Origin of the sequence: Sphingomonas sp. (genome assembly GCF_025362505.1) — a bacterium.
Lineage (GTDB): Bacteria > Pseudomonadota > Alphaproteobacteria > Sphingomonadales > Sphingomonadaceae > Sphingomicrobium.
In genome coordinates, this window is record NZ_JANYGG010000013.1 from 65,190 (window position 1) to 80,091 (window position 14,902).

The 14,902-nt window shown below is 63.0% G+C and carries 12 protein-coding genes; 6 read left to right on the plus strand and 6 right to left on the minus strand.

Features of this window, described 5'->3' with window-relative positions; genetic code table 11:
- Window positions 1-2: 2 nt before the first annotated feature.
- The 3 genes from Q0R27_RS00950 (at window position 3) to Q0R27_RS00960 (ending at window position 2,131) form a co-directional block, all read left to right on the plus strand.
- Complete coding sequence (locus Q0R27_RS00950) at window positions 3-539, plus strand: CarD family transcriptional regulator (RefSeq protein ID WP_293940215.1); 537 nt, start codon at window positions 3-5, stop codon at window positions 537-539.
- Window positions 540-657: 118 nt separating this feature from the next.
- A complete protein-coding gene (locus Q0R27_RS00955; RefSeq protein WP_293940216.1) occupies window positions 658-1,389 on the plus strand; it encodes a head GIN domain-containing protein in 732 nt (243 codons plus the stop codon).
- Between the two features lie 43 nt (window positions 1,390-1,432).
- Window positions 1,433-2,131, plus strand: a complete 699-nt coding sequence (locus tag Q0R27_RS00960) for a DUF2807 domain-containing protein (RefSeq protein ID WP_293940217.1) — start codon at window positions 1,433-1,435, stop codon at window positions 2,129-2,131.
- A 69-nt stretch (window positions 2,132-2,200) separates the two neighbouring features.
- On the opposite strand, the gene Q0R27_RS00965 is transcribed toward Q0R27_RS00960, so the two are convergent.
- The 3 genes from Q0R27_RS00965 to mgtE are packed head-to-tail and all read right to left on the minus strand — an operon-like array spanning window position 2,201 to window position 4,716.
- Window positions 2,201-2,842, minus strand: a complete 642-nt coding sequence (locus Q0R27_RS00965) for a DUF4402 domain-containing protein (RefSeq protein ID WP_293940218.1) — start codon at window positions 2,840-2,842, stop codon at window positions 2,201-2,203.
- An 18-nt stretch (window positions 2,843-2,860) separates the two neighbouring features.
- On the minus strand, window positions 2,861-3,298 hold the full coding sequence (locus tag Q0R27_RS00970; protein ID WP_293940219.1) for a DUF1489 family protein: 438 nt from the start codon (window positions 3,296-3,298) through the stop codon (window positions 2,861-2,863).
- An 11-nt stretch (window positions 3,299-3,309) separates the two neighbouring features.
- Window positions 3,310-4,716, minus strand: coding sequence for a magnesium transporter (gene mgtE / locus Q0R27_RS00975; RefSeq protein WP_293940220.1), 1,407 nt, complete (start codon window positions 4,714-4,716; stop codon window positions 3,310-3,312).
- Between the two features lie 110 nt (window positions 4,717-4,826).
- Here mgtE and Q0R27_RS00980 point away from each other — a divergent pair, with 110 nt between their 5' ends.
- Window positions 4,827-5,282 (plus strand): peptidylprolyl isomerase, encoded by a 456-nt coding sequence (locus Q0R27_RS00980; protein ID WP_293940221.1) that lies wholly within the window; start codon window positions 4,827-4,829, stop codon window positions 5,280-5,282.
- 1 nt (window position 5,283) lies between these two features.
- Window positions 5,284-6,045: an SDR family oxidoreductase gene (locus tag Q0R27_RS00985; protein ID WP_293940222.1), complete on the plus strand. Its 762-nt coding sequence runs from the start codon at window positions 5,284-5,286 to the stop codon at window positions 6,043-6,045.
- A gap of 231 nt (window positions 6,046-6,276) precedes the next feature.
- Here the strand turns inward: Q0R27_RS00985 and Q0R27_RS00990 are convergent, their stop codons facing one another.
- From Q0R27_RS00990 to gltB, 3 genes are all read right to left on the minus strand, one after another.
- Window positions 6,277-7,029 carry a TorF family putative porin gene (locus Q0R27_RS00990; RefSeq protein WP_293940223.1) on the minus strand — a complete coding sequence of 251 codons (753 nt, stop codon included), beginning with the start codon at window positions 7,027-7,029 and terminating at the stop codon, window positions 6,277-6,279.
- 124 nt (window positions 7,030-7,153) lie between these two features.
- Window positions 7,154-8,515 carry a glutamate synthase subunit beta gene (locus Q0R27_RS00995; protein WP_293940224.1) on the minus strand — a complete coding sequence of 454 codons (1,362 nt, stop codon included), beginning with the start codon at window positions 8,513-8,515 and terminating at the stop codon, window positions 7,154-7,156.
- Window positions 8,512-12,984 (minus strand): glutamate synthase large subunit, encoded by a 4,473-nt coding sequence (gltB, locus tag Q0R27_RS01000; protein ID WP_293940225.1) that lies wholly within the window; start codon window positions 12,982-12,984, stop codon window positions 8,512-8,514. Before gltB ends, Q0R27_RS00995 begins: the two co-directional genes overlap by 4 nt.
- A gap of 535 nt (window positions 12,985-13,519) precedes the next feature.
- Here gltB and Q0R27_RS01005 point away from each other — a divergent pair.
- Window positions 13,520-14,872, plus strand: a complete 1,353-nt coding sequence (locus Q0R27_RS01005) for a DNA methyltransferase (RefSeq protein ID WP_293940226.1) — start codon at window positions 13,520-13,522, stop codon at window positions 14,870-14,872.
- Window positions 14,873-14,902 lie beyond the last annotated feature (30 nt).

The following is a 14,902-nucleotide window of genomic DNA, read 5'->3' on the forward strand; positions in this document are numbered from 1 at the left end:
GAATGGCTGCGAAGGCTCTTAGCTTCGATGTTGGCGATTATGTGGTTTACCCCAAGCATGGTGTTGGCAAGGTCACCGAAATCCAGAATACCGAGATCGCGGGCACTCAACTCGATCTCTATGTGCTGCGCTTCGAAAAGGAGCGGATGACGCTCCGCGTTCCGGTTGGCAAGGCCGATGCGGTCGGCATGCGCAAGTTGTCGAGCGACCAGACGATGAAGGACGCGCTCGAGACGCTCAAGGGCAAGCCCCGCGTCAAGCGCACGATGTGGTCGCGCCGCGCTCAGGAATATGAGGCCAAGATCAACTCGGGTGACCTCACCTCGATCGCCGAGGTGACCCGCGACCTGTTCCGCGCCGACGACCAGCCCGAACAAAGCTACTCGGAGCGGCAGATCTTCGAAGCTGCCTCGTCGCGCCTCGCCCGAGAGCTCGCCGCGATGGAGCAGGTCGACGAGCCTACCGCGTTGAAACAGATCCTCGAGATCCTCAACGCTGCTGCGTCGATCCACAACAAGGCGAAAGAATTGGCTGCGTAACGCGACGTGTCTGAACGCTAATCGAAGGGCGCGCCCGTCAGACGGCGCGCTCTTTTTTTGTGCTTGCCGCACCATCCGTATTGCTGTATTATATTGGCAATACACAAAGGAGGGAATGATGCGACTATACCCAATTCTGGTTGCCGGCATCGCTGCGAGCACCCTCACCGGGTGCGGCCATTCGGGCCACGTCGACTCCGGCCCGCGAATCGACCGCAACTTCGCCCTTTCGGGCTTTACCGGGGTCCAAGTCGCGGGCGCTTACGACATCACCGTGCATTCTGGCCCGGCAACCAGCGTTAGCGCCAATGGCAGCGAGAAGGCGCTCGACGATATGCGGGTTGAGGTGAAGGACGGCACGCTTGTCATCAGCCACGCCCAGCACCGCCTGTTCGGATTCGGCTGGGGCGGTTCGCAGAGCGCGGGACCGGTCAGCGTGGTCGTGACGGTGCCCGGCCTTGACCATGCAGTGATCGCCGGTTCGGGGGGGATTGCAATCGACAAGATCGGCGGGCCGCGCTTCAAGGGTGAAGTCGCGGGCTCGGGCGACCTCAAGCTCGCTACGGTCGACGCCGACGATGTCTCGTTCGAAATTGCCGGATCGGGCGGCATTATCGCTGCGGGCAAGGCGAAGAGCGTGACTTATGAAATTGCGGGATCCGGCGACATCGATGCCGCCGGGCTGATCGCCGAAACCGCCAAGCTGAGCATTGCCGGCTCGGGCGGGATCAAAGGCCACGCCACCGGCACGGCCGATATCGAAATTCTCGGCTCGGGCGATGTCACCCTAACTGGCGGCGCCAAGTGCACGATCGAGAAGCACGGCTCGGGCGACGTCCGCTGCTCGTGACCATGAACATGGTTCGTTAACCATGGTCGGCGAGGATGGGGTGATGAACAAACCCCTCCTCGCCGCATTGTGCGCGCTCGCCATCACCGCCGACCCCGCCGACGCGGCGACTCGCCATTTCGCGATCACCTCGTTCGATCGCGTGCGCGTCGACGGGCCGTACAAAGTCCAGCTCGCAACCGGGATTGCCCCCTTCGCCAGCGCCACCGGCTCGGCGCAGGCGCTCGACGGAATGGCGGTCGACGTGCAGGGGCGCACCCTCATCGTCCACGTCAACCGCAGCGCATGGGGTGGCTTCTCGAGCCAGTCTCCTGGACCGGTAACGATCAGCCTTGGGACTCACGATCTCACTGCGGCCTGGCTCAATGGCGCAGGGAGCATTGCCATAGACCAAGTGAAGGGTCTCAGCTTCGACATGTCGGTCCAGGGCTCGGGTTTGGCTAGCATCGATCAGGTCAGCGTCGATCAGCTGCGCGTCAGTCTTGGCGGAGCCGCTTCGGCGCACCTCGCTGGAACGGCGCTTCGCCTCAACGCCACCGTCCGCGGCAACTCGTCGCTCGACGCCGCCGCGCTCGCGATGAAAGACGTCACCATCGACGCCGAGGGTCCGGCGATCGTCAGGGGCGCGGTCAGCGACACCGCGAAGATCGACGCCCTCGGAGTCGCCGTGGTCACTCTTACCGGCTCCCCGGCGTGCGTCGTCAAAACGCAAGGCTCCGCTACTGTCGAAGGCTGCCGCTAACCCACATGGAAAAGGGCGGTTGCACGGCCAAAGCCGGCAACCGCTCCACTTTTCGCTGCTACTGCAAAATTACAGGTAGTCGGCTGTCAGGTCGAAGGTGGCCGAGTAGAGGCCATTGGGCTGGCTCGCGGCGATGGCGAAGACCCCCCCGACACCGACCGTGAAGGCCGACGATACATCGATCGTCCGGCTTAAAGAATTGCCATTGTCAAGCGTCATGCTGGTGACAACCAGCGTGTCGCCGGCGTTCGTCGTGCTGGTCAACAGCAACGGCTTTGAAAGTGTAAGCTGCACTGTCTGATTAGGCGTACCCGCTCCTTGGAACTCGCCGCGCCCGCCCGGATATGTCGCAACACCGATCACGCCGCCGGTGATTGAACGCGCACCGCTATCGGGATCGATCGTGACGACGCCCGCAGTCGTGCTGCCGATGACGGTGCCGAAATCGAGGTTGCTGACCTTGGTCAGCGTGAGCGGCTGAAGGACCACACCGAGCACTTCTGCGGTTGCTTTTCCCTGACCGGGTGCCGCCGTCGCGAAGGCGGGAGTAGCAGTGACGAGAGTGGCGGCAAGCGCCGAAAGGCTAAGAATCAATCGCATCTGGTGTGTTCCCCACGAACTTGTTTCGAGAATGGGGCCAATGGGGGAGGCGATCTCAAGACGAAGGCAATAGATGTGGTTCGCAAAATCTAAATCATGTTCGGTAGCCATGCTGTGTGGCGTCGCGCGCTACACAAGCAACAGCTTCACCAGCTTGCCGTAAAGCGACGGCGGCAACAGCCCCAAGCCGCTCTCGTCGCCATCTTCCGAGTCGGGCGCGTCATCGGGTTCGAGGTAGCGCCAGCCCTGGTGCGCGCGCTTGGGCACGGCGGGCAGGATGATCAGCTGATCGCGGCAGACGATGTCGATCCGCCCGTCGCTGCGATCGTCGATCCGGACGATTTCGTTGCACGCGACGATGCGGTGCTTGACGATCCAGTGCAACGAGCCGCCGACGAGTTCGGCCGCGCGCTTGGGCCGCATTCGCGTCGGCACGCGCACCTCGCCGCCAGCTGCCCGGCGGGCAAGGCGATTGCCCAGTGCTTCGATGCTGGCACAGCCGACGGCGGTCTTGGTAAGGTGAAGCGGCACGGTTCGCCAGATGCGCGGAATCGGTCTAGACTTCAACGCGCTCGCACTCAGCCCACCAGCCCGGCCAACTGCGCCAGCCCGAGGAAGCTGAAAAACCCCATCACGTCCGTCATCATTGTCACGAACACGGCCGACGACACCGCCGGATCGATCCGCGCCTTCTCCAGCGCGATCGGGATCAGGATCCCCGACAGGCCAGCGACGAGATTGTTGATGATCATCGCCGCGCCCATCACCAGTCCGAGCGGGACGTTATGATAAATCAGGATCGTCCCTCCGCCTGTAATCAGCGCCAACGCGAGTCCATTGGCCAGCGCGATGACCAGCTCGCGCCGGATCATTCGCACCGTATTTGAGCTGGTCAGCTGGTTGGTTGCCAGCGCGCGGACCACCACCGCCAGCGTCTGCGTACCAGCATTGCCGCCCATTCCCGAAATAATGCCCATCAGCACGGCGAGCACGGTGAGTTTCGAAATTTCCGCTTCAAATCCCCCGACCACCGCCGCTGCCAGGATCGCCGTACCGAGGTTGATAACCAGCCACGTCAGCCGCGTCCGGATGGTCAGATGGACCGGCTCGTTGATGTCGCCATCGCCCGCGCCCGACAGCAGCAACACGTCCTCGCCGGCTTCCTCCTGGATGATGTGGACGATGTCGTCGACGGTAATCATCCCGACCAGCCGCCCGCTCGGGTCGATCACCGCAGCCGAGATCAGTGCGTATTTCTGGAAGCGCAGCGCAACTTCCTCCTGGTCCATGCCCACCGGGATCAGCGTCTGGTCGTCCAGCATGATGTCGGCGACGCGCACCTTGCGCGGCGAGCGCAGCAGCGCCGACAGCTTGCAACTTCCGATCGGCCTGTGACTCGGCGACACGACGAACACTTCCCAGAAATCGGTCGCCAGTTCGTCGCCCGCACGAAGATAATCGATCACCTGGCCGACGGTCCAATGCTCGGGCACCGCGATCAGGTCGCGCTGCATCAACCGCCCGGCCGACTCCTGAGGATAGCTCAGCGCCTCCTCGATCGCGGCGCGATCGTCGGGCTCCATCGCGCGCAGCACGGCGCGCTGCTCGTCGTCCTCCAGATCCTCGAGCAGCGCGACCGCATTGTCGGTGTCGAGCTGCCCGGCGAAATCGGCAAGCTGCTGCGGCCCCATCTCGTCGATCAGCGTCTCGCGGACATGCTCGTTCATCTCCGCCAGCACGTCGGCCTCGACGATCCCGGCGAGCGCCGCAACCAGCCCGTCGCGCTCGTCGGCCCGCGCCAGCTCGATCAGATCGGCGATGTCGGCGGGGTGAAGCGGCTCGACCAGGGCACGCGCCGTGGCGTCGTCGCCGGCCTCGACCGCATCGAGCACTTTCTCCACGAACGCGGGCTTCAGCCGGTCCTCGCGGTCCATGATGCCGGCGTCGTCGTCTTGCGCGGTGAAGGTGAGGTCGCTCTCGCTCATCCTGTCTGCCCCCCATTGCCGCGGTCCCGCTCCCCTATGGCGGCCCGCGCACTGGCGCAACCCGCCCGCGCCTCCTACATGACCGCCAGCCTTACAACGGAGACTTGACCATGGCCGACGCCAACTCGCTGACCTTCACCCTTTCGAGCGGCGGCGACGTCGTCATCAAGCTTCGCCCCGACCTCGCCCCCGGCCACGTCGAGCGCATCGCCACGCTGGCGCGCGAGGGCTTCTATGACGGGGTCAAGTTTCACCGCGTCATTCCGGGCTTCATGGCGCAGGGGGGCGACCCAACCGGCACCGGGATGAGCGGGTCGAAGCTCCCCGATCTCAAGGCGGAGTTCAGCGCCGAGCCGCATGTCCGCGGCACCTGCTCGATGGCGCGCACCGCCAACCCGGACAGTGCCAACAGCCAATTTTTTATCTGCTTCGACGACGCGAGCTTCCTCGACAAACAGTACACCGTATGGGGTAATGTCGAGAGTGGCATGGAACATGTTGACGCCCTCCCCAAGGGCGAGCCCCCGCGCGAGCCGGGCACGATCGTGAACGCCACGGTGGCGTAACGTGGCCAAGACCCCGGTCGCACTGATTACTGGCGCGTCTTCCGGGCTCGGCGTCGACTTCGCTCGTCAGTTGTCGGCCAAGGGCTACCGGTTGGTGCTGGTCGCGCGGCGCCGGGACCGGCTCGACGCGCTTGCCGCCGAACTCGGCCATGCGCGCGCTGTAACGAGCGACCTCGCCGCGCCCGGCGCTGCCGCCGTATTGATGGTCGATCTCGCCGCGCACGACGAGACCGTCTCGGTGCTTGTCAACAATGCCGGCTTTGGGCTTGGCGGCCGGTTCGCGACCCTTGAAGGTGATCGCCAGCGCGGCATGATTGATCTGAATTGCGGCGCACTGGTCGAGCTCGCCCATGCCGTGCTGCCGGACATGCTCGCCAAAAAGAAGGGCGCGATCCTCAACGTCGCGTCGACCGCCGCCTTCCAGCCCGGCCCAGGAATGGCGGTCTATTTCGCCACGAAGGCGTTCGTCCTGTCGTTCACCGAAGCGCTCCATGAGGAGCTTCGCGGCAAAGGCGTCAAGGTGAGCGCGCTGTGCCCCGGCCCCACCGCAACCGAATTCGGCGAGGTTGCCGGCTTCGGCAAGTCAACGGCGTTTGAGAAAATCGCTGTCAGTTCGCATTCGGTCGTCCGTGCGGGGCTCGACGGACTCGAGGCGGGCAAGGCAATTGTCATTCCCGGCCTGATCAATAAAGCCGGGGCCCAGGGACATCGCCTTCTCCCGCGCGCCCTTCTCCGTCGCGTTGCCGGCATGGTGAAGATGTAGGTTGCAAAAAGGACCAAAGATGAGGATTTCGCACTTGCACAATTCATGGTGCAATGCGATATAAGTCCTGCCTTTCGAGGCATCCTCTCCTGAAAACTTTCAACGGGCCGGGTGGCAACACCTGGCCCTTTTTTTGTCCCCAGCGAGTCGGCGCAGGTTGGATCGGACAGCGCCCGCCGATCGAGCCTGCCGGTGCTATTTCGCTCACAGAAATGTACGCCGGGCGGTTTCTTAGAAGGTCACCCCGACCGATCCGACGATCCCCGTCTTGCTTTCGTTGCGACCGCTGAACGGATTGATCAAGTCGCCGTCGGTATCGACATATTGAACGCCGATTATGAAGTTCTTGACCGCCACGCTCGCGCCGGCGCCCCAGTCGGTATAGCCCTTGCCGATCGACAGATAGCTTGGCCCATATGTGTGGCCAAGGTGTGCCGTCAGGCTTACCGGGGTTTTGGGGATCGCCGCGCCGAGGTCACCCGCGATGTACAGATTATCCGCTTTGGGGCTGATCTGGTTAAGCGCAAGCGCGCGCTGCTTGAAGCCATAGTTGGCGGTCGCTTTGGCGGTTACCGGCCCAAAAGTCTGTGAAATCGAAATATAGGGCTCGAAGAAGTCCGAGTTGATCCCGCCCGAGCCGGGGTAATAATAATAGAGTACCCCGCCATCGATTTTGGTCGCGCCGAAGGTCTTGGAATAGCCCGCGATCAGGTCGATCTCCCGGTCCGATCCATTCTCGACATATTCGTCGATCGAGGTGCCCCACACCGTGGCGTAAAACCCCGACTTGTGGCTCAGCGTGAAGGTGCCTTGCACTGCGGCATGCTTATTGGTCTGCGAGATGCCGCGGAAACGATAGTCGGAGATTAGCGAGGCGCCCCCACTCACACTGATGCCGTTGCCAAGTTCAGCGGCGGCTGCCGGTGCTGCGGATAGACTGGGCAGGCCGGCCACCATTGCGGCGGAAATCACGATCTTGTTCATCTTCGGGTCCCCTGAAAAGTTGACCCTCTCCCGCGCCGGGATCCCGCTTCTTTGCCCGAGCAGTGTCCAGTGGCACAAGTCTGCAATGCGACACATTGCTGCAGTGCACAATGGGATCCCGTCGCTAAACGGTCCTCAAGGACGTCAAATGTTCACCGACCAGCTTGGCGCACTCACGGCCCTCGCGGATTGCCCACACAACGAGCGACTGTCCGCGCCGCATGTCACCGCACGCGTAGACGTTTTCGCGGCTGGTCTTGTAAGACTGCCGGTCGATCTCGGCGTTGGCCATTCCGAGCACTCCGTCCTCGGGCGAGCCGAGAAAGCCCATCGCCAGCAACACGAGGTCAGCCGGGATCTGGACCTGCTCGCCATCACGCTCGACGATCAGCGAGCGTACCTCGCCCCCCTCCGCGATCGCGTCGCGTGTCGCCGCCGAGAACATCCGCTCAACACCCTCTTCCTGCGACGTGGAGGTGCGCAGTTTCAGCGGCCAGTGCGGCCACACGAGCTCCTTGTTCTCGCGCACCGGCGGCTCGGGCATGATCTCGAGTTGTGTCACCGACGCCGCGCCTTGGCGATTGGAAGTGCCGATGCAGTCCGAGCCGGTGTCGCCCCCGCCGATCACCACGACATGCTTGCCGGTGGCGGACAGCTCTTCGCCCTCGATTGGAAGCCCCGCCTGGCGCCGGTTCGACTGGGTCAGGAAATCCATTGCGAAGTGGATGTTGCTTGCCCCCCGAGTCGGAATGTCGAGGTCGCGCGGCCATTCCGCGCCGCCGGCCAGCACCATCACGTCATAATCGTCGAGGATGCGGTCGACCGAAACCGTCACACCGATTTCCATGCCGGTGCGGAAGATTACCCCTTCGGCTTCCATCTGCGCGATCCGCCGGTCGATCAGCGCGCGGTCCATCTTGAAGTCGGGGATGCCATAGCGGAGCAGCCCGCCAATGCGGTCGTTCTTCTCGAACACCGTCGGCGCATGCCCCATCCGCGCCAGCTGCTGCGCGCACGCGAGGCCGGCGGGACCCGACCCGACGATCGCGATCCGCTTGCCCGTGCCCCGCGCGGCGACCTGGGGGCGAACCCACCCCTCCTGCCACGCCTTGTCGACGATCGCGCATTCGATCGTCTTGATCGTCACCGGCACGTCGTCGAGGTTCAACGTACACGCCGCTTCGCACGGCGCTGGGCACACGCGGCCGGTAAACTCGGGGAAATTGTTGGTCCGGTGCAGCCGCTCGCTTGCCGTCTTCCAGTCGAGGTCGCTGACCAGGCTGTTCCAGTCGGGGATCAAATTCCCCACCGGGCACGCCGTATGGCAAAAGGGCACACCGCAATCCATGCAGCGCGTCGCCTGCACCGCGACCTCCTGCTCGGGGAGCGGCAGGACATATTCCCGATAGTCGGTCAGCCGCTCGGCGATCGGCCGCGCCGGCCGGTCGTGCCGCTCGATGGTGAGGAATCCGGTCGGGTCGGTCATGCCGCGAGATCCTGCCTAGCAGCCGTCAGCGCTTCAAGCGCACGCCGATAATCGGTCGGCATCACGAGCAGGAACTCGCCCAATGCCTTGTCCCAATCGGCGAGCAGATCGGACGCACGCTCGCTCCCGGTGCGATCACGATGCGCTTCAATCAGCGCCTTTAGCGCGGCCGGGTCCTCCACCGCTCCAAGCTCGACACTGGCCATGTTGCACTGTGCCTTGAACGTCCCTTCGGGGTCATAGACCAGCGCGATCCCGCCCGACATTCCAGCCGCGAAGTTGCGCCCGACCTTGCCCAGCACGACCACTGTTCCGCCGGTCATATATTCGCAGCCGTGATCGCCGATTCCCTCGACCACCGCGCTCGCGCCCGAATTGCGCACCGCGAACCGCTCGCCGGCCATGCCGTTGAAATAGGCCTCGCCCGCGGTCGCGCCGTACAAGCAGGTGTTGCCGACGATGATGTTGTCGCTCGCGACCCGCGGTGCGCCCTCGGGCTGGCGGACGATGATCCGCCCCCCCGACAAGCCCTTGCCGCAATAATCGTTGGCATCGCCGCTGACTTCGATTGTGAACCCCTCGACCAGGAACGCGCCAAGGCTTTGCCCCGCCGATCCCGTGAGCTTGACCGTCACGCTGTCGTCGGCCGGCCTCTTCGACCCCATCCGCCGCACCATCTCGCCCGACGCCGCCGCGCCGACCGTGCGGTCGTCATTGCCGACGCGCAGATCGATCGTGGCCGGAAGTGGCCCGCCGAGCGCGTCGATCATCGCCGCATCGATCCGCTTGGGCGTCCGCGCCTTGAACGGCTCACGTGTCGGCACCCCCCCCGGCGGCTGGAACAGCAGCGCAGTCAAGTCGAGGTCATGCGCCTTCCAGTGGTGGCTCAGCGACGCCTCGATCAGGTCGGCGCGCCCAACCGCCTCATCGACAGTCCGCAAGCCGAGCGACGCAAGCAACTCGCGTAATTCCTCGGCGACGAAAAACAGGTAGTTGACGACATGCTCGGGCGTTCCCGTGAACCGCGCGCGAAGCACCGGGTCCTGCGTCGCAATCCCGACCGGACATGTGTTCAAATGACACTTGCGCATCATGATGCACCCGGCGGCAATCAGCGGAGCGGTCGCAAAGCCGAACTCGTCGGCCCCGAGCAGCGCTGCGACCAGCACGTCGCGCCCGGTGCGCAATCCGCCATCGGCCTGAACTGTGATCCGCCCGCGTAAGCCGTTGAGCAGAAGCGTCTGGTGAACCTCGGCCAGCCCGATTTCCCACGGCAACCCGGCATGGGTCAGCGAGGTCAGCGGCGACGCCCCCGTTCCGCCCTCATAGCCCGAGATGGTGATATGATTGGCCGAACATTTCGCCACCCCGGCAGCGACCGTCCCGACCCCGGTCTCGGACACGAGCTTGACCGACAGACGCGCGGTTGGATTGACCGAGCCCAGGTCGTGAATCAGCTGCGCCAGATCCTCGATCGAATAAATGTCATGGTGCGGCGGCGGCGAGATTAGCCCGACCCCGGGCGTCGAATGGCGCACCGCGGCGATCGCGGCGTCGACCTTGTACCCGGGCAATTGCCCGCCCTCGCCCGGCTTGGCACCTTGCGCGATCTTGATTTGCAACTCGTCGGCCTCGACCAGATAGTCCGTTGTCACCCCGAACCGCCCCGACGCGATCTGCTTGATCGCCGACCGCTCGCTGTCGCCATTCGCCAGCCGCACTGCGCGCGCGGCTTCTTCGCCACCTTCGCCGGTGTTCGACTTGCCGCCGATGCGGTTCATCGCCCTGGCCAGCGTCGTATGCGCTTCCCGGCTGATCGAACCGAAGCTCATCGCCCCGGCGGCGAAGCGCCGCACGATGGCGCTCGCCGGCTCGACCTCGGAAACGTCGATTGCCGCCCCTGCCGCCTTGAACTTGAACAGCGAGCGGATCGTCGGCAGGCGTGGATCGCCCGCGTCAATTTCGGCCGAGAAAGCGCGGAACTTGGCGGGAATATTGCCTCTCACCGCATGCTGCAGATTGGCGATGCTCGAAAGCGTCCAGGCATGCGCCTCGCCCCCTTCGCGCTGCGCGTAAATGCCGCCGATATCGAGCTCCTCGCCGCCACCGCAGGCGAAGCGATGCCGCCGGTTCGACTCCTCGGCCAGCTCGCTAAGCCCAACACCGCCGATCGGCGACTTGGTCCCGGTGAAATATCGGTCGATGACCGACTGCCCGATCCCGATCGCGTCGAAGATCTGCGCGCCGCAATAGCTCTGGAAAGTCGAGATGCCCATCTTGGACATGACCTTGAGCATCCCCTTGCCAAGACCTTTGATATACTTTTCGTGACCCTTGCCGGACGAATCCAGCGCGCCGATCGTGTCGAACGCCAGCCACGGGTTGATCGCCTCGGCGCCATAGCCGGCGAGCACGCACATATGGTGCACCTCGCGCGCTTCGCCCGTCTCGACGACCAGCCCGGCCTGCATGCGCAAGCCCTGCCGGATCAGCTGGTGATGGATCGCGCCCGTCGCCAGCGCCGCCGGAATCGGCACCCGCTCCGCCGACGCCGCACGGTCCGAGATGATGATCAGATTGGCGTCGGCAAGCACCGCCTCGGTCGCCTCCCAGCACAATCGCTGCAGCGCCGCCTCGAGCGCCTCGCCATTGCCCCCGGCCAGCCAGGTCGCGTCGAGCGTCACCGTGCTGAACGCCCCGTCGAGACTATCTTTGATCGAGCGAATCTTCTCCAGCTCGGCGTTGGTCAGGATCGGTTGTGAGACCTCAAGCCGCTTGTGGTTGCCCGCCTCGAGCCCAAGCAGATTGGGCCGCGGTCCGACCATCGACACGAGGCTCATCACCAGGCTCTCGCGGATTGGATCGATCGGCGGGTTGGTCACCTGCGCGAAGTTCTGCTTGAAATAATCATACAGCAGCCGCGGCCGATCCGACAGCACCGCCAGCGGCGTATCGGTCCCCATCGACCCCAGCGGATCGTCGCCATCACGAGCCATTGGCGCGAGGAAGAATTTCAAATCCTCCTCGGTATAACCGAAGATCTTCTGTAGCCCGATCAGCTTCTCCGGCGCCGTCACTTGCGGGTCGGCCCCCGCCGGCAATTCCTCGACCCGGAATTGCGTCTGCCTCAGCCACTCGGCATAGGGCTGCGCGGCCGCAAGTTCGGCCTTGATTTCCTCGTCCTCGATGATCCGCCCCTGCTCGAGGTCGATCAACAGCATCCGCCCCGGCTGAAGCCGATGCTTCCTGACGATCCGCTCCTCGGCAATCGGCAGCACACCGCTCTCCGACGCCATGATCACCCGATCGTCGTCGGTGACGATATAGCGCGCCGGCCGAAGCCCGTTGCGGTCCAGGGTCCCGCCGATCTGACGCCCATCGGTAAATGCCACCGCCGCCGGGCCATCCCACGGCTCCATCAGCGCCGCATGATATTCGTAAAACGCTCGTCGCCCCGCATCCATCGCCGCATTGCCCGCCCACGCCTCGGGGATCAGCAGCATCATCGCGTGGGCCAGGCTGTATCCACCAGCGATCAGCAGCTCGAGCGCATTGTCGAGGCACGCCGTATCCGATTGCCCATGCGGGATGATCGGCCACATCTTGTCGAGATCAGCGCCGAGCAGCGCCGACTCCATCGTCCGCCGGCGCGCGTTCATCCAGTTGACGTTGCCACGCACCGTGTTGATCTCGCCATTGTGCGCGATCAGCCGGTAAGGATGAGCAAGCCTCCACGACGGAAAGGTGTTGGTCGAAAAACGCTGGTGGACCAGCGCCAGCGCCGACACCGTCAGCGGGTTGGACAGGTCATGGTAAAAGCGCGCGATCTGCGCCGGCTGAAGCATCCCCTTGTAGACCAAGGTGCGGCTCGACATCGACGCGATGTAGAAATCCTTGAGCCCGGGAAGTGCTTTTCGCTGTGCCAGGTCGGCCAGCGGGTTCTGCGTCTGCTTGCGGATTGCGAGCAACTTGCGCTCAAACGCATCCTGGTCCCGCACCGTCGGCCCGCGCGCGATGACCGCTTGGCGGATCGTCGGCATCGATGCTTTGGCCGACGCGCTGATCGCGTCGAGGTCGACTGGAACCGCGCGCCAGCCGACGATCCGCTGGCCCTCCAGCTGGATGAAATGCTCGAGCCGGTCCATCGCCACCGCGCTCGCCGCCTCGTCGCGCGGAAGGAAGCACATCGCGAGCGCATAATCGCCGGGCTGGGGCAGATTGAACGACGCCTTGTCCGCCCAATCGCGAAACAACGTATCAGGGATCTGGATGAGAATTCCCGCTCCGTCACCGACCTCGGGATCGGCAGCGACCCCACCGCGATGGACCAGCGCGTCGAGGATCTTCAATCCGTCCGACACGATACCCGCCGACTTCTCGCCTTTCACATGGGCGATGAACCCCATGCCGCAGGCGTCCCGCTCATAGGCGGGATCGTACAGGCCCTGGGCAGGCGGCAAGCCGTGCATATTCGTCCAATCCTCCGCGAATCATGCTCATGTCTGAAGCCGGCGCCCACGGGACCCCGCGTCGTCACGCACATGCAGCATTTGTCCGCTTTCACGCAAGCATTTAAGCGAAATGGGATCCCAATTGGCGCCAGTGCGAAACTGACGGCGGATCAGCGTATCTTCGCGTTTGGAAAAATGGTGCGCCACGCAGTCATCCGCGAACCAGTCTCGCGCCCATAACAGGGAAAAATTTGCGAAAACATTCGTAAAATGGGCGGTATCCGAAGCTACACTGGTCAGCGACGGAGATTTAACATCCTAGTCTAAAGTACTTAGCCTCGATGCGCGACAATTGGGGCTATCTCCGGAACAGGCCCAAAAAGCGATTTAACAGGTAGCGCATCAGCGGAAAACAGACCGCGCTCACCGATAACCCGCATTGCACAGGATGAAGGAGCGCCAGACTCGAACCACATTCAGCTAGAAGCGATTGACTAAAACTATCGATCGAATAGAATAAGAAAAGTACAACTTTCGGTTTTTAGCACAAGTGATGGTGATTATTATGGCAACTTTAAATATAGAACTTCGTGATATTGATAATATTTCACCTTATGTTGGCAATGCGCGTTTGCATTCTGCCAAACAAATAGATCAATTGAAACTGTCTATTGAAACTTATGGATTTACCAATCCCATTCTTGTCGATCATGCTGGCGTAATTATTGCTGGTCACGGTCGGCTGATTGCGGCGCGCGAACTGGCGATGACGGCTGTTCCGGTGATCGAGCTTGCATCGCTTACTGAAGCTCAGGTCAAGGCATTGCGCCTGGCGGACAACAAGATTGCTCTCAACTCAGGCTGGGACGTTGACCTTCTGCGGCTGGAACTCGGTGACCTTACGTCGGGAGCAATAGAAATCGACCTTCGCTCGACCGGATTCTCCGGCGCTGAGATCGACATCCTTTTGAACCCCAAAGCAGATCCCGACGATGACGCGATCCCGAGCGTAAGGGCAGAGCCACGCGCACGCCTTGGCGACATTTGGGAATTAGGCGACCACCGGGTCGGGTGTGGCGACGCGCGCGCTGAGGCTTTTGTACGTTCAGTAATCGGAGGCTGGGGTCAGGTCGACTGTGCCTTTCTAGATCCGCCTTTCAACGTCCGCATCCAGGGCCATGCCAACGTTAAGACAAAGCATCGAGAATTCGCGATGGCGTCCGGCGAGATGAGCTCGGAGGAATTTCGCACGTTCCTCGCTACATCGCTTGGCACATGCGTGACGCACTCGCGAGACGGTGCCGTCCATTTTGTTTTCATGGACTGGCGACATTTGGATGATCTCAGGGCGGCGTCGGCCGACCTTTATGACGAGCAACTTAACCTTTGCGTTTGGAATAAATCGAACCCCGGAATGGGCTCGCTGTATCGATCAAAGCACGAGCTCATCTCCGTCTTCAGGGTCGGCACGGCTTCCCACATCAACGCGGTTGAGCTTGGCCGACATGGTCGCAATCGTACCAATGTCTGGGATTACCCATCGGTCAACTCGTTCGAGGGAGCCAAGCGGGGTGACCTAAAATTGCATCCTACAGTGAAGCCGACCGCTCTGGTGGCAGATGCTATTCAGGACGTCACTCGTCGGGACGATCTTGTGCTCGATATCTTCCTCGGGTCCGGAACGACCCTGATCGCCTGCGAGCGAACCGGGCGCCGGTTTCGAGGGCTCGACATCGACCCGGCCTACATCGACATCGCAATCGATCGCTGGGTGGCGATGACTGGCGGAACACCGCACTGTCAAACGGCGTCCAAAAGGGACCCCCGATCGGCGTCCAAAAGGGACCCCTTGGCACAAGGTGTAGGTCGATCGAGTGGTGCGCTTTTTGCCCTGCTTGCGGCGTAGGGAGGGCGTAGCCCGACCGGAGGCGCAAGC

Excerpts from the sequence above, each read along its gene's own strand:
- Q0R27_RS00960 (WP_293940217.1), top strand. The coding sequence starts at position 1,433 with ATGAACAAACCCCTCCTCGCCGCATTGTGCGCGCTCGCCATCACCGCC.
- Q0R27_RS01005 (WP_293940226.1), top strand. The coding sequence starts at position 13,520 with ATGGTGATTATTATGGCAACTTTAAATATAGAACTTCGTGATATTGAT.
- Q0R27_RS00965 (WP_293940218.1), bottom strand. The coding sequence starts at position 2,842 with ATGGCTACCGAACATGATTTAGATTTTGCGAACCACATCTATTGCCTT.
- Q0R27_RS00955 (WP_293940216.1), top strand. The coding sequence starts at position 658 with ATGCGACTATACCCAATTCTGGTTGCCGGCATCGCTGCGAGCACCCTC.
- Q0R27_RS00990 (WP_293940223.1), bottom strand. The coding sequence starts at position 7,029 with ATGAACAAGATCGTGATTTCCGCCGCAATGGTGGCCGGCCTGCCCAGT.
- gltB (WP_293940225.1), bottom strand. The coding sequence starts at position 12,984 with ATGCACGGCTTGCCGCCTGCCCAGGGCCTGTACGATCCCGCCTATGAG.
- mgtE (WP_293940220.1), bottom strand. The coding sequence starts at position 4,716 with ATGAGCGAGAGCGACCTCACCTTCACCGCGCAAGACGACGACGCCGGC.
- Q0R27_RS00980 (WP_293940221.1), top strand. The coding sequence starts at position 4,827 with ATGGCCGACGCCAACTCGCTGACCTTCACCCTTTCGAGCGGCGGCGAC.
- Q0R27_RS00995 (WP_293940224.1), bottom strand. The coding sequence starts at position 8,515 with ATGACCGACCCGACCGGATTCCTCACCATCGAGCGGCACGACCGGCCG.
- Q0R27_RS00950 (WP_293940215.1), top strand. The coding sequence starts at position 3 with ATGGCTGCGAAGGCTCTTAGCTTCGATGTTGGCGATTATGTGGTTTAC.